Source organism: Streptomyces sp. NPDC107500 (assembly GCF_055582785.1).
Genome location: NZ_JBVJPF010000012.1, coordinates 118,116 through 130,742, shown reverse-complemented (window position 1 = coordinate 130,742; position 12,627 = coordinate 118,116). Strand labels below are relative to the sequence as shown.

Below are 12,627 nucleotides of genomic sequence, written 5' to 3'. Positions count from 1 at the left end.
TCAGGTCTGTTCCTGCCGCCGCATCGCGTCCCGCAGCGCCACGCGGGACGCGATGCCCAGCTTCGGATAGATCTGGTACAGGTGCGCGCCGACGGTGCGGTGCGAGATGAACAGGCGCTGGGCGATCTGCTTGTTGGTCAGGCCGGTCGCCGCCAGCTCCGCGATCTCGCGCTCCTGCGCGGTCAGGGCCGCCCCGGTCCCGCCCTCGCCGGGCGTGGCGACCCGGCCCGCCGCCCGCAGCTCCTTGCGGGCCCGCTCCGCCCAGGCGGTCGACTGCAACTGCTCGAAGGCCCGCAGCGCGGCGGACAGCGGCGCCTTGGACTCCGACAGAGCCCGCGACCTGCGCAGCCGCTCCCCCTGGGCCAGCCGCACCCGGGCCAGGGTGAACGGCCAGCGCTCGGCGTCCGGCGCGGTCAGCGCCCGCTCGAACAGGCGGGCCGCCTCGGCGTCGTCCTCCGCCACCATCGCCTCGGCGGCGTCGGCCAGCAGGGCGAGCCGGGGGGACAGGCCCGCGATGTTCGTTTCGGTGCGCAGGGCGCGTACATGGGCCACCGCCTCCGCGCGCCGGGCGGTGCGCACCGCGGCCTCCACCAGCTCGAAGAAGACCCAGGAGGCGTGTGCGACGTACGGCGGGAAGCTGCCCGCCGGGCTGATCGCCGTCACCCGGCGGTACGCCGCGTCGAAGTCGCCGTCGGCGATGTCGGCGAGGGCGTGCACGTGCAGGGCCGTGTGCACGGCCTCGCGGATGCCGCGTGGCGCCGCCCAGTTGATCATCGCGTCGGCGAGCGCGTGCGCGGTCCCGGTGTCGCCCCGGGACGCGGTGACCAGGCCTTTGGTGTACTGGAAGAACCACAGGCAGACGGAGTACCCGGACTCCGTGCACTGGACCAGGCCCTCCTCGGACAACTCCAGTACAGAGGCCCACCTCCCGCGGTGGTAGTCCTCCAGGTTCAGGTGCAGCAGCGCGCCGATGTGCCGGCGCACCGCACCGCCGTCCCGCCCCTGCCGCACCAGCCGCCACGCCGGCTCGCGGACCGCCGCTAGCCGGTCCGGGTAGACCGCGGCCGTACCCACCCGCACGATCCGGGCGGGGTCGGTGTCCCCGGTGGTCGCGGCGATGATCCCGTCCAGCTCCCGCAGCGTCGCCGTGTCGGCGTGCGCCGGATCGCCCCAGGTGCGGGCGGCCACCAGCAGGAGCGGAGGCGGAGCGGGCCGCAGACGGGCGACGGCCGCGTAGTACGGCTCCCACAGCGCCTCGTCGGCACCGTAGTTGCACAGCAGCAGCAGGAAGTGCAGCGCGTCGATCAGTGCCGGGTCCTCGGCGTCGAAGCCGTGGTCGCCGTCCGCGATGGCGCCGACCAGCAGACGGTGGGCGGTGGCCAGGTCGCCGTCGCTGTTCAGCACGAGCTGGACCGCGGCGTTGGCACTGTGCAGGGACGCGACGTGACGCGGGTCCGCCCGCCGGGCGTCCTCGAGCAGCGCCGAGGCACTGTTCAGCGCACCGATCGCCTCGGCGCCGACGTACGCCGCCTCGGCCAGCCGGCGCGCGCGGTCGGTGTCGCGGGGGCTGAGGTCGGCGGCCCTGGTGAGTGCGGCGATCGCGGCGACGGCGTCCCCGCGCCGCTGGATCTGCCGTGCCGTGCGCTCCAGCAGGGCGGCCACGTCCTCGTCGGGCTGGAGCGTCGCCTCGCCCAGGTGCCAGGCGCGGCGTTCCGGCTTGTCGGCCAGTGCGTCCGCCAGGGCGCGGTGCGCGGCGCGCCGGGCGCTGCTGGTCGCCTCCGCGACCACGGCCGACTTGATCAGCGGGTGCCGGAACACCAGGCGGCGCGGGGACTCCTCCACCCGGACCAGCCCGTCCCTCTCGGCCGCGTCCAGGGCGACGAGGTCGGCGTCGCCGCCGGTGGCCCGGGCGGAGGTGGCCAGCACCCCGAGGTCGCCGGTGTCGTCCAGAGTGGCCAGCAGCAGCAGCGCGCGGGTGGCGGCGGGCAGCGAGCGGACCCGGTCGGCGAACAGGGACTGCAGGCGCTCGCCCAGCGGCAGGACGGCCGGCATCACCTCACGGGCCCGGCGCTGGTCGGCGCGCAGCGCGTCGGGCAGCTCCAGCAGGGCCAGGGGGTTGCCCTGGGCGGTCTCCAGCAGCCGCCGGCGCACCGGCTGCGCCAGGTCGGGGAAGCACAGGTCGACCAGGCGTGCGGCCGACGCCCCGTCGAGGGCGGGCACCTCGTACGAGGGCAGGCCGCTGCCGTCGAAGAAGCTGTCGGTACCGGTGCGGGAGGCGGCGACGAAGCGGACGCGGTCGCCGGGCAGCCGCCGGGCCAGGAAGGCGAAGACGGCGGCGCTCGCCCGGTCCACCCAGGGCAGGTCGTCCACGGCGAGCAGGACCGGTCCGTCCTCGGCCGCCGACCGGAGCAGCGCCAGCACGGCGTTGCAGACCACCAGCCGCTCGGGCGCCGGTCCGGAACCGAAGCCCAGGGCCACGCTCACGGCCTCCCGGGCGGGCTGGTCGAGCCGGTCGAGGAGGCCGTGCAGGGGGAGGAGCGTCTGGTTCAGCGCCGAGTAGGCGACGTCCGCCTCGAACTCGGCGCCGGCCGCGCGCAGCACCCGGGTGCCGTCCGCGGCGGCCGCCCGGGCCAGGGCGTCCAACAGCGCCGACTTGCCGACCCCGGGCTCCCCGGAGAGCAGGACCGTGCCGCCCCGGTGCCGCTCCAGCAGCGCCCGGACCCGGTCCAGGTCTTCCTCGCGGCCCACCAGGGGGGCGGCGGGGCCGAGGCGGGAGGAGTCAGCACGGGGCACCGGGCACCGCCCCTTCCCGGCCGCGGAAGACGGCCGCCGGCGCGGGCCGCAGGCACCTGCGTGTGCGGTAGGACCTCACTTCGGCGGGGCGGCGCTGAACCAGGTCCCCGGCGCTGCCTGCCATCTGCGTCCCTCCGTCGGTGCCCCGCCATTCTAGGAGCGCTCCGGAACCGACGCGTACTGGGTCACCCCAGGTCACGGGCCGATCGTGGTGCGTCATCGACGGACCCGACGCCCGGGGTGGCCGGCCTGGGGCAGTTCAGTGCCGGCGCGAGGTCCCCCCGGGGGCGGCCGTCGGCAGGGCCGGGAACGTGCCCGCCGCACCCGATGGGGCACGCGCACCTCCGTGCCCGCGCGTGCGCTCAGGACCGGGACCACTTCTGCTGGTCCAGGCCGTTGCAGGACCACAGCTGGATGCGGGTGCCGTCGTCGGTCGCGGCGTCCTGGACGTCCGCGCACTTGTCGGCGAGCTTGCTGACGAGGTCGTGACGGTAGTTCAGTTCGAACTGCTGCGCGTCGCCGCCGTCGCAGTGCGCGAGCCGCAGTGCCGTTCCGTCGGCGGTCAAACCCCCCGCGAGCTGCACGCACATGCCGAGCGTGCGCATGGTCCCGTCCGAGGCGAACGTCCAGCGCTGGGGTGCGGAGTCCTCGTGACAGTCCCAGATCATCAGCCGCGCTCCCACGACGGGCCGTCCGCCGACCACGTCGAGGCAGCGCTGTGAGCCGTGGCTGACGACGCTCACCCCCGACGGCACCGCCGGGGTCTCCTTCCCGGGTTCGTGCCCCCCTTGGGCAGGGGCGTGGGTCCCGTCCACGGGAGCCCTCGACGCCTTGGCTGACGTGCCGCCGGGAGAGGCGGTGGCGGAAGGACTCGCCGGTGCCTTGCCGTCCCTGCCGTCGGTGTCCTTGCCGGCGCTCTTGCCCTGGGGCGCGCTCGCCGACGGTTCGGGTGCGAAGGCCGGGAAGTCCTCCAGACGCTGCTCGTGGGCCCCCACGGACGCCGACGCCCCGGTCTCCCTGCCGTGGTCCTCGCCGCTCAGGCCGAGTACCAGCGCGACGGCCCCCGCCGCCAGCAGTCCCACGACGCCCACCACGCCCAGGGCGCCGCGCAGGCCCTCACGTCCCGCCCTGTCGCCGGACCACCCGAGGACGCCGCGCTTCTTGGAGAGCCGGTCCCCCGGGGAGCGCTGGTCCTTCGCGGAGGGGCCGGGCCCGGGCGCGGCCGGGTCCTCGCGTGGGCCGTCGAAATTCCGCCGGGAGCCCAGGGAGGAGAACTGGGTGAGCCGGGGGAGGGAATCGTCGCGGTCGGCCGCACGGGGCTCGGTGTTCGAGCGGACGGGCGTCGGGGAGGGGCCGACCTGCTTGCCACTGCCGGGCACACGCTTGGGAAGGTCTCCCGTCGGCGGGGGAGTGTGGGGAGATGTCATGGGGTCCTTTCCAACGACGCGAGCCACCGGCGGTGGTGACCAACTCGGCGACCGGACCGTACTCCGCGCAGGAGACGGCGCAGGCGGTGGGATCAGAGGCACACCTGACCAATTGCACATGTGTGAGATGTGGGTATGTGTGCAGGTTGCGGTACGGGGAGCTTAGCCCACAGCCGCCCGTGGCCGGAGCCCTGCCCCCGGGCGTCGACCGTCACCTGGTCAGCTGATGCGCAAAACCCTTGCACACAAACTCAGTTGACGACACATCAGACACTGGAGGTGTCCACTGAGACCCTTTAGTGTGGCCGACGCTCTTCCCACGTGATCACCGTGCATCAGGAGGACATCGACACATGAGAACTCTTCGCAGTTTCGCGGCCGTGCTTGCGGCCGTAGCGGGCATGCTCTTCACCCCCACCCTGGCCGCGCAGGCCGCGCCCGCGGCCTACCAGTGTGACGCCGCCCACGATCACGACGGCGTGCTCGTGATCTTCGCCGACCCCGACTACGGCGGGGAGTGCCGGTCTCTGAGCAACCCGGAATTCGGCAATCTGCAATGGGTGAACTTCAACGACACCATCTCGTCCCTGAAGAACCGCACCCCCTACACGCTCTGCTTCTACGGCAACGCGAACTACGACAAGAGCGGCACGGTCTTCCAGATCCACGCCTACGAGTGGTGGTGGAACCTGCCGTCCTGGACCGACAACCAGATCTCCTCCATCGGGTACTGCTGAGCACCGGGCGTCCGGCGCCGCGCCATCGCGCCGGACGCCCGCCCCCGTGCCGGAAGCCGCCTTCGGTACCTCCCCGGTGTTTCTCCCGCACACGTGCCCAGCGCGCGACACGGGGTCCCCGCACACCCATGCGTCACCTTCTTGACAGGTGACGCATGGTGGGGCAGGCTGAGGACACCGAAGGGAGCAGCGCAGATGAACAGCTATGAGTACCCCCTCTTTCCGGGCCGCCGCAGCAGGGAGGAGCAGGCCCTCCACGACCTGCTCCGCCGGGTGAACTGCAACGACCGGCGGGAACGGGACGACCGTGAGGCGACGGAGTACGCCCTGCGCACCCAGCGGCTCGCGGCGGTCACCTATCTCAGCGCCGTGCTGTGACCGCCGCGTCCGCCGAGGCGCGCGGCACCAGCGGTGAGGCGGCCGCGAAGCCGTCGGCCGGCTCGCCCGCCCGCCGGACGGCGGCCCCGTCGGCCCGGGTGCCGCCGAGACCGCCGAAGTCGGGCGCGCCGCCCACCCGGCGGTCCGGCGCGGCGCGGTCACCGGCCGCCGCCATCGCCCGGAAGCCGTCGGGCAGGCTCGCCCGCCGGGGCCGGTGACCAACGCCCGCCCCCTGCGTCCTGGCCCCCGGTCCGTCCGAGGGCGGGCGCGCGTTCCTCGCCGGGGCCCCGCCCGCGCGTATCGGCGGCCGCCGTCGTCCCGCGTCGCACGACCTCGCCGGCCGGCCCGTGCTCCGGCCCCGCCCCTCGTGCCGGGCCCGCCACCGCCGAGGTGTCCGTCCCACGGCCGGCCCGTGTCCGAGCACATGTGACGGGTGCGCCGGGCCCGCGAGGCGGGCACGTCATTGTCCGGCCCCCGCGGGGGCCGAGAACGGAGCGCGAACGGGGCGCGGAAACCCGGCAGTCGTCCGACCCAGGCACGGACCGTGTGCCGGCTCCGGTGACACAGTCATTCGACGGATGTGGGCGTGATGTCCGGTATCGGAGACTTCTCGGGTTCCCGAACGACCGACGAAAGGCAACCCGCATGCCCACCTTTGCCGACCACGTCATCGCCTCCCTCAAGGCCTCCGGCGTGCAGCGCCTCTACGGCCTGCCCGGAGACTCACTCAACGGTCTGACGGACGCCATCCGGCGCGACGACGGCATCGACTGGGTCCATGTGCGGCACGAGGAGAGCGCCGCCCTCGCCGCGGCGGCCGAGGCCGGACTGACCGGCGAACTGAACGTCTGCGTCGGAAGCTGCGGTCCGGGCAACCTCCACCTGATCAACGGGCTCTTCGACGCCCAGCGCAGCCGGGTACCGGTGCTCGCCATCGCCGCCCAGATCCCGGGCGCCGAGATCGGCTCCGGCTACTTCCAGGAGACCCGCCCGCAGGACCTGTTCGCCGACTGCAGCGTCTACGCGGAGGTCGTCACCAGCGCGGAACACGGCCCGCGCATCCTGGAGACGGCCATGCGGGCGGCCGTCGAGCGCAGGGGAGTGGCGGTCGTCGTCGTCCCCGGGGAGATCTTCCTCGGCAGGACCGGGCGCGACCTGCCCCCTGCGGCCGTGCGTCCGGCCCGGACCGTCGTCCGCCCCGACGACGGCTCCCTGCGCGAGGCCGCGGCACTGCTGAACGAGGGTTCGAGGGTGACGATCCTGGCCGGCGCGGGCGCCGCCGGTGCCCACGACGACCTGGTCCGGCTCGCCGAGACCCTCAAGGCGCCGGTCGTCCACGCGCTGCGCGGCAAGGAGTACGTCGAGTACGACAACCCCTACGACGTGGGAATGACCGGCCTGCTGGGCTTCGCCTCCGGCTACAAGGCCATCGAGGAGGCCGACGTCCTGCTCATGCTGGGCACCGACTTCCCCTACCGGCAGTTCTACCCGCGGCGCGCGAAGGTGATCCAGCTCGACATCCGCGGTGAGCAGCTCGGCCGGCGCACCCGCGTCGACCTGCCGCTGGTGGGCAGCGTGCGCGACACCCTGCCCGCACTGCTGCCGCTGCTGACGGCAAAGACCGGGCGAAAGCACCTCGACGACGCCCGCGCGCACTACGCCCGCACCCGCAAGTCGCTGGACGCGCTCGCCGTCAACGACCGTGAACGCACCCCGATCCACCCGCAGTTCGTGGCGAGCACCCTGGACCGTCTCGCCGACCGGGACGCCGTCTTCACCGTCGACGTCGGCTCCCCGGTGGTGTGGGCGGCCCGGTACCTCACCTTCAACGGGCACCGGCGACTGCTCGGTTCGTTCAACCACGGCACCATGGCGTGCGCGCTGCCGCAGGCCGTGGGCGCGCAGGCGGCGTTCCCCGGCAGGCAGGTGGTGTCCCTTTCCGGTGACGGCGGGCTCACCATGCTCCTGGGCGAGCTGTTCACCCTCCGTCAGAACGAGCTGCCTGCCAAGATCGTCGTGTTCAACAACGGCTCGCTCAATTTCGTCGAACTGGAGATGAAGGCGGCCGGCTTCGTCAACTACGCCACCGAGCTGGACAACCCGCACCTCGCCGAGGTGGCCGCCGCCATGGGGCTGTGGGCCCGCCGGGTCGAGCGGCCCGGCGACCTGGAGGACGCCCTGAAAGGAGCCTTCGCCCACGAGGGCCCGGCCCTCGTGGAGGTGATGACCGCGCGGCAGGAACTGTCCGTTCCCCCGGCGGTCACCGTGGAGCAGGCCAAGGGGTTCACCCTCTACGCCATCCGCACCGTCCTGGACGGCCGGGGCGGGGAACTCCTCGACCTGGTCTCCACCAATGTGGCCCGCCGCATCCTGCGCTGACCGGGCCGAGGCGACGCGACACATGACAGACATATGTGTGCTTGAGCACACATATCGATAGATACTTGCCTGCGTCAACCAACGAGCGCATAGTTGCCTCAAGCAATGTATCTGGAGGTAGGTGTGGCCGAGAAAGCTCAGTACGAGGAGCTGATGCGGCAGCTGAGCGCCATCGGGTGCGTGAAGCGGGAGCTGGGCCGGATCCTCCCGGACGGCTGCTCCAGCGGCTCCGCCTCGGTACTGGCTCTGCTCGGCCGACACGGCGATCTGCGCATCGGCAGACTGGCCGAACTGCTCGCCGTCGACATGTCGGTGACCAGCCGCTACGTCACCCACCTGACCGCGCTCGGCTGGATCGACCGCAGTCCCGACCCCGCGGACCGACGCTCGCGCATCCTGCGGCTGACCGCCGAGGGCCGGGACCGGCTGGCCGACCTGTCCGACCGGACCTCCCGGCTGCTCGCCCTCCGGCTGAGCACCTGGAGCGACGAGGACGTCCGCCAGCTGACCGGGCTCATGGCCCGGCTCCGGGCGAGTTTCGACGACGGACACGGCGAAGACGCCCCGCCGTCCGGCCGCCGGGAGACACCCGCCCCCTCACACCTGAACGTCACCACGTAAGGAAAAGATCCTCATGACAAGCATCCCGCAAGCCGGCGTGCGGGCCCCCGCCCCGGGCGGAGGGAGAGACCCTCACGCGCCCATGACCCACCCGCAGATCATGCGTGCCCTGTCCGGCCTCCTCCTCGGCCTGTTCTGCGCCATCCTCTCCTCGACCGTCGTCACCAACGCGCTGCCGAGGATCATCGGCGACCTGGGCGGCGGCCAGTCCGCCTACACCTGGGTCGTCACCGCCTCCCTCCTCGCGGTCACCGCGTCGACGCCGCTGTGGGGCAAGCTGGCCGACCTGTTCAGCAAGAAGATCCTGGTCCAGTCGGCGCTGGTCGTCTATGTCATCGGGTCGCTGGTCGCGGGCTTCGCGCCGAACCCCGCGACGCTGATCACCGCCCGGGTCATCCAGGGCCTGGGCGGCGGCGGTCTGTCGGCGCTGGCGCAGGTCGTGCTGGCCGCGATGATCTCCCCGCGCGAGCGCGGCCGGTACTCCGGCTACCTCGGGGCCGTGTTCGCCGTCGCCACCGTCGGCGGGCCGCTGCTCGGCGGCGTCATCACCGACACCTCCTGGCTCGGCTGGCGCTGGTGCCTGTTCGTCGGCATCCCCTTCGCGCTCGTCGCCCTGGTCGTGCTCCAGCGCACCCTGAACCTGCCGGTGAACCGGCGCGCCGTCAAGGTCGACTGGGCCGGCGCGTTCTTCGTCACGGCGGCCGTGTGCACCCTGCTGATCTGGGTCACCTTCGCCGACGACAAGTACGCCTGGCTCTCCTGGCAGACGTACACGCTGGTCGCCGCGGCGATCGTGCTGGCGCTGGTGTTCCTGTTCGTGGAGACGCGGGCCGCCGAGCCGATCATCCCGCTGCGGCTCTTCCGCAATCCCACGATCGCGCTCGCCTCCCTCGCCTCGCTGTTCGTCGGCGTCGCGCTGTTCGCGGGCACGGTCTTCTTCAGCCAGTACTTCCAACTGGCCCGCGGCGACTCCCCGACCAGGTCGGGCCTGATGACCATCCCGTTCATCGCGGGCCTGTTCGTCTCCTCCACCGTCTCCGGCCGGGTCATCACCAGGACCGGAAAGTGGAAGGGCTGGCTGCTCAGTGGCGGCGTCCTGCTGACGGCGGGCCTGACCCTGCTGGGCATGCTCCGCTACGACACCCCGTACCTGTACATCGCCTGCTGCATGGCGCTGATGGGCCTCGGCGTCGGCATGACCCTGCAGAACCTGGTCCTGTGCACGCAGAACCAGGTCGCGCCTTCCGACCTCGGGGCCACGTCCTCCACTGTGACCTTCTTCCGGTCGCTGGGCGGTGCGGTCGGCGTCTCGGTGCTCGGCTCGGTCCTCACCACCCGGATCGGCCATTACGCCCGGGACACCATCACCCAGCTCTCGCCGCAGGACCAAGCGGCGGCCGCCAAGGCGTCCGGCGGCGGCGAACTGCCCGACCTCGGCGCCCTGTCCGCGCCGGTCCGCACCTGGCTGGAGGGTTCCTACGGCCACGCCATCGGCGACATCTTCCTGTACGTCGCCCCGATCTCCCTGGTCGCCTTTTTGGTGACCCTGTTCATCAAGGAGATCCCGCTGCGCGCCTCCAGCGGCCTCGACCAGGCCGCCGCGCAAGTGGCCATGGAGGACGCCGAGGCGGTCGCCGGGGCGCCGGTGCCGGCGGAAGCCGTCGACGAGACGGTACGTGCGTCCCGGGGCGTCGAGGTCCGGGGCCGGATACGGGTGTCGGGAGCGGCCCCGGTGCCGAGGGGCGCGGCGGTCACCCTCGCCTCCCCGGAGGGCCGCGAACTGGGCCGCGCCGAAGTGGGCGACGACGGTTCGTGGACCGTGGACGCGCCAGGCACCGGCCGGTACGTCCTGATCACCTCGGCCGAGGGCTACGGGTCGCAGACCTCCACCATCGAGGTCGCCGAGGCACCGGTCGTCCATGACGTGCGGCTGACCGCGTCCGCGGGCTGACCCAGGGGCAGAGGTCCGCACGACGCCGTCTCCCCCACCCGTCCGGGGTGGGGGGACGCCGTCGCGCTGCGTGCGTGCGCCCACTTCAGCGAGAGGCGTCCGACAGACCGTCGGCGGGCACCGACGCGCCGGCGGAGCCGCTGGCAAGCTTTCGGTCGCCGGACTCGCGGAGCAGGTTGTTGTAGGTCCGTCTCAGGAGTTTCGACGCCTGGCAGACAGTGCCTCTGTCCGCGCAGAAGCGGCAGTTGCGCACATGCTCCTCGTACGCGGTGCGGGCCTGTTCGAGCTGATCGGGGGCCGGTCCCATGAGTGCTCCTAGGGTGACGTCGGCTGTCCGGGGTGGTTCACCCGGCGACACGAACATATGAACCGTCAGACCGTGTGTCGAGTAGACACCTTCGCTCCTGCTGAGCTCTACCGCAGTACACATGTCTGCTTAACGGGTGAAACTGCTCGCACGCTGCTCCATCAGTCCAAAAAAGTATCTTGCCTTGACCAAAATACATACCTTGTCGTCGAGGTCGGTGCGCCTCATAGTCATATGCGTCCGGGACCGGACACAGTGAGAAAGGTGTGTTACATGAACTCCAAGTCGTATTCCAGGCGTGCCGCCGCAGGTGTCGTGGGGGCCGCTCTGTCGGCCGCTGTACTGCTGTCGAACGGCTCGGCCCAGGCGGCCACCCAGGCGATCTCCGCGGGCCGGGTCCAGCTCTGCGCCCAGGGCAACTACAGTGCGTACCTGGTGTTCAACACGGCGCAGCAGGACCAGCAGTCCGTCGCCACGGCCACCGTCGCCCAGGGCACCTGCCAGACCTTCAACGTGGTGAACTACGGCGGCGGCCGGCAGACGGGCATCAGTCTCTTCGGCAGATACAACACCAGTAGCGACTCTTTCTATGTCGACGGTCTCAACGTCAATCCCACGGCCGGCGGCTGGAAGCTCTTCGCCAAGGGCACCACGGCGAACGCCGGAGCCGGTGCCTGGATGGAGATCGAGGCGACCCCGCGCTCGTAGCACGCGGTGTCACCGGGCCCGTACCACGATTCCGCGCACCGGGGTACGGGCCGTCGGCGTGCACGCGGCCGGAGCGGACGTGTCCTCGCGGCCGGCGGGACCCGGGGCCCCGGCGGCACCCGGGGGCCATCCTCGGCCCGGACGGGGGCGCCCCATGCGTGAGTGATACACAAACCGTAGGGCTCCCCCTATGGTCCGTCCGCCAACGCGTTGGGCATGCTGAGAGTATGTGCATCAATATCGTCGTCGTAGACGACGACCCAGGGTTCCGCCGCATCGCCACGACGCTGTTGACGGCACGGGGCCTGCGTGTCGTGGCGGAGTCCGGGGACGGCGCCGCGGCCCTGGCCGCGGTGCGGGCACACCGCCCCCACGGGCTGCTGCTCGACCTGCACCTGCCCGACGTGGACGGTCTGAGCGTGGCGCGTCAGCTGGCGGAGGAGGAGGAGGAGGAGGAGCGGCCGCGGATCGTGCTGACCTCCACCGACAAGTCGTTCTGGTCGCAGGAGGAGCTGGAGAGAGCGGGCGTCGAGTGCTTCGTGGCCAAGGACAAGCTGTTCGACGCCGACCTGCGGGGTCTGTTCGCCGCCTCCGCCTCCTGAGGCCCAGGCCGCCGCGCGAGCGCCCGCGCGGTCGTCACTGTCCCAGGTAGCGCAGCACCGCCAGCACCCTCCGGTGCTGGCCCGACGCCGACTGGCTGAGTCCGAGTTTCATGAAGATGCCCGTGACGTGCCGTTCGACGGCCGCGACGCTCACGAAGAGCTGCTCGGAGATGCCGGTGTTGGAGTGCCCCTCGGCCATCAGCGCCAGTACCTGGCGCTCCTTCGGCGTCAGTCCGGCCAGCGGGTCCTCGGGACGCTTGCGCCCCAGCAGCGCGGAGATCACGTCAGGGTCGAGGGCGGAGTCCCGTGCCACGACGCGCTCGACGGCGTCGATGAGGAGCTGAGGGCTGGCCACCTTCTCCTTCAGGAGGTACCCCACGCCGCTCGGATCGTCCCCGACCAGGTCGAGCGCGTAGGAAGCGTCGAGGAACTGGGACAGGACGATGACCGCGGTCTGCGGGCGCGCGGCACGGATCTTGAGCACGGCGTGCAGGCCGTCCGCCTCCAGGGCGGGCGGCATGCGGATGTCGGTGATCACCACGTCGGGGAGGTGTTCCTCGGCGGCGCGCACGAGGTCCACCGCGTTGTCGACTGCTTCCACCACGTCGACGCCCGCGGAGCGGAGAATGGTTGCGATGCCCTCGCGCACGATCGGCTGGTCTTCCCCGAGCACCGCCCGAAGTGGTTCCCTCATGGCGGCATCCTAACGCGAGAGCGCATCGCA

The 12,627-nt window shown here is 72.0% G+C and carries 12 protein-coding genes; 7 read left to right on the top strand and 5 right to left on the bottom strand.

What is annotated here, in order from left to right:
* Together ACZ67M_RS37180 and ACZ67M_RS37175 are read right to left on the bottom strand one after the other, a co-directional pair.
* The gene (locus ACZ67M_RS37180; protein ID WP_469854289.1) at positions 1–2,793 is read right to left on the bottom strand and encodes a helix-turn-helix transcriptional regulator; all 2,793 of its coding nucleotides are present in this window, start codon (positions 2,791–2,793) and stop codon (positions 1–3) included.
* Between the two features lie 362 nt (positions 2,794–3,155).
* Positions 3,156–4,220, bottom strand: a complete 1,065-nt coding sequence (locus ACZ67M_RS37175; protein WP_469854288.1) for a ricin-type beta-trefoil lectin domain protein — start codon at positions 4,218–4,220, stop codon at positions 3,156–3,158.
* Positions 4,221–4,573: 353 nt separating this feature from the next.
* Here ACZ67M_RS37175 and ACZ67M_RS37170 point away from each other — a divergent pair, with 353 nt between their 5' ends.
* Both ACZ67M_RS37170 and ACZ67M_RS37165 read left to right on the top strand, forming a co-directional pair.
* Positions 4,574–4,957, top strand: coding sequence for a peptidase inhibitor family I36 protein (locus ACZ67M_RS37170; protein WP_469854287.1), 384 nt, complete (start codon positions 4,574–4,576; stop codon positions 4,955–4,957).
* A gap of 195 nt (positions 4,958–5,152) precedes the next feature.
* Positions 5,153–5,335 (top strand): hypothetical protein, encoded by a 183-nt coding sequence (locus ACZ67M_RS37165; RefSeq protein WP_469854286.1) that lies wholly within the window; start codon positions 5,153–5,155, stop codon positions 5,333–5,335.
* Here ACZ67M_RS37165 and ACZ67M_RS37160 read toward each other — a convergent pair.
* Positions 5,319–5,510, bottom strand: coding sequence for a hypothetical protein (locus ACZ67M_RS37160; protein WP_469854285.1), 192 nt, complete (start codon positions 5,508–5,510; stop codon positions 5,319–5,321). The two genes, ACZ67M_RS37165 and ACZ67M_RS37160, sit on opposite strands and share 17 nt — an antisense overlap.
* Before the next feature lie 470 nt (positions 5,511–5,980).
* Here ACZ67M_RS37160 and poxB point away from each other — a divergent pair, with 470 nt between their 5' ends.
* From poxB to ACZ67M_RS37145, 3 genes are all read left to right on the top strand, one after another.
* Positions 5,981–7,714 carry a ubiquinone-dependent pyruvate dehydrogenase gene (gene poxB, locus ACZ67M_RS37155; RefSeq protein ID WP_469854284.1) on the top strand — a complete coding sequence of 578 codons (1,734 nt, stop codon included), beginning with the start codon at positions 5,981–5,983 and terminating at the stop codon, positions 7,712–7,714.
* A gap of 123 nt (positions 7,715–7,837) precedes the next feature.
* Entirely contained in the window at positions 7,838–8,335 is a 498-nt protein-coding gene (locus ACZ67M_RS37150; protein ID WP_469854283.1) for a MarR family winged helix-turn-helix transcriptional regulator, read from the top strand.
* A gap of 82 nt (positions 8,336–8,417) precedes the next feature.
* The gene (locus tag ACZ67M_RS37145; RefSeq protein WP_469854282.1) at positions 8,418–10,286 is read left to right on the top strand and encodes an MFS transporter; all 1,869 of its coding nucleotides are present in this window, start codon (positions 8,418–8,420) and stop codon (positions 10,284–10,286) included.
* Positions 10,287–10,371: 85 nt separating this feature from the next.
* Here ACZ67M_RS37145 and ACZ67M_RS37140 read toward each other — a convergent pair whose 3' ends face one another.
* Entirely contained in the window at positions 10,372–10,593 is a 222-nt protein-coding gene (locus ACZ67M_RS37140; protein WP_469854281.1) for a hypothetical protein, read from the bottom strand.
* A 273-nt stretch (positions 10,594–10,866) separates the two neighbouring features.
* Here ACZ67M_RS37140 and ACZ67M_RS37135 point away from each other — a divergent pair, with 273 nt between their 5' ends.
* Together ACZ67M_RS37135 and ACZ67M_RS37130 are read left to right on the top strand one after the other, a co-directional pair.
* A complete protein-coding gene (locus tag ACZ67M_RS37135) occupies positions 10,867–11,301 on the top strand; it encodes a hypothetical protein (RefSeq protein WP_469854280.1) in 435 nt (144 codons plus the stop codon).
* Between the two features lie 227 nt (positions 11,302–11,528).
* Positions 11,529–11,903 (top strand): response regulator, encoded by a 375-nt coding sequence (locus ACZ67M_RS37130; protein WP_469854279.1) that lies wholly within the window; start codon positions 11,529–11,531, stop codon positions 11,901–11,903.
* Between the two features lie 34 nt (positions 11,904–11,937).
* On the opposite strand, the gene ACZ67M_RS37125 is transcribed toward ACZ67M_RS37130, so the two are convergent.
* Positions 11,938–12,597, bottom strand: coding sequence for a response regulator transcription factor (locus tag ACZ67M_RS37125; RefSeq protein ID WP_469854278.1), 660 nt, complete (start codon positions 12,595–12,597; stop codon positions 11,938–11,940).
* Positions 12,598–12,627: the final 30 nt, after the last annotated feature.

What these genes read in the sequence shown, in the direction of transcription:
- ACZ67M_RS37175 (WP_469854288.1), bottom strand. Translation starts at nt 4,220, where the DNA reads ATGACATCTCCCCACACTCCCCCGCCGACGGGAGACCTTCCCAAGCGT.
- ACZ67M_RS37135 (WP_469854280.1), top strand. Translation starts at nt 10,867, where the DNA reads ATGAACTCCAAGTCGTATTCCAGGCGTGCCGCCGCAGGTGTCGTGGGG.
- ACZ67M_RS37145 (WP_469854282.1), top strand. Translation starts at nt 8,418, where the DNA reads ATGACCCACCCGCAGATCATGCGTGCCCTGTCCGGCCTCCTCCTCGGC.
- ACZ67M_RS37160 (WP_469854285.1), bottom strand. Translation starts at nt 5,510, where the DNA reads ATGGCGGCGGCCGGTGACCGCGCCGCGCCGGACCGCCGGGTGGGCGGC.
- ACZ67M_RS37140 (WP_469854281.1), bottom strand. Translation starts at nt 10,593, where the DNA reads ATGGGACCGGCCCCCGATCAGCTCGAACAGGCCCGCACCGCGTACGAG.
- ACZ67M_RS37165 (WP_469854286.1), top strand. Translation starts at nt 5,153, where the DNA reads ATGAACAGCTATGAGTACCCCCTCTTTCCGGGCCGCCGCAGCAGGGAG.
- poxB (WP_469854284.1), top strand. Translation starts at nt 5,981, where the DNA reads ATGCCCACCTTTGCCGACCACGTCATCGCCTCCCTCAAGGCCTCCGGC.
- ACZ67M_RS37130 (WP_469854279.1), top strand. Translation starts at nt 11,529, where the DNA reads ATGTGCATCAATATCGTCGTCGTAGACGACGACCCAGGGTTCCGCCGC.
- ACZ67M_RS37170 (WP_469854287.1), top strand. Translation starts at nt 4,574, where the DNA reads ATGAGAACTCTTCGCAGTTTCGCGGCCGTGCTTGCGGCCGTAGCGGGC.
- ACZ67M_RS37125 (WP_469854278.1), bottom strand. Translation starts at nt 12,597, where the DNA reads ATGAGGGAACCACTTCGGGCGGTGCTCGGGGAAGACCAGCCGATCGTG.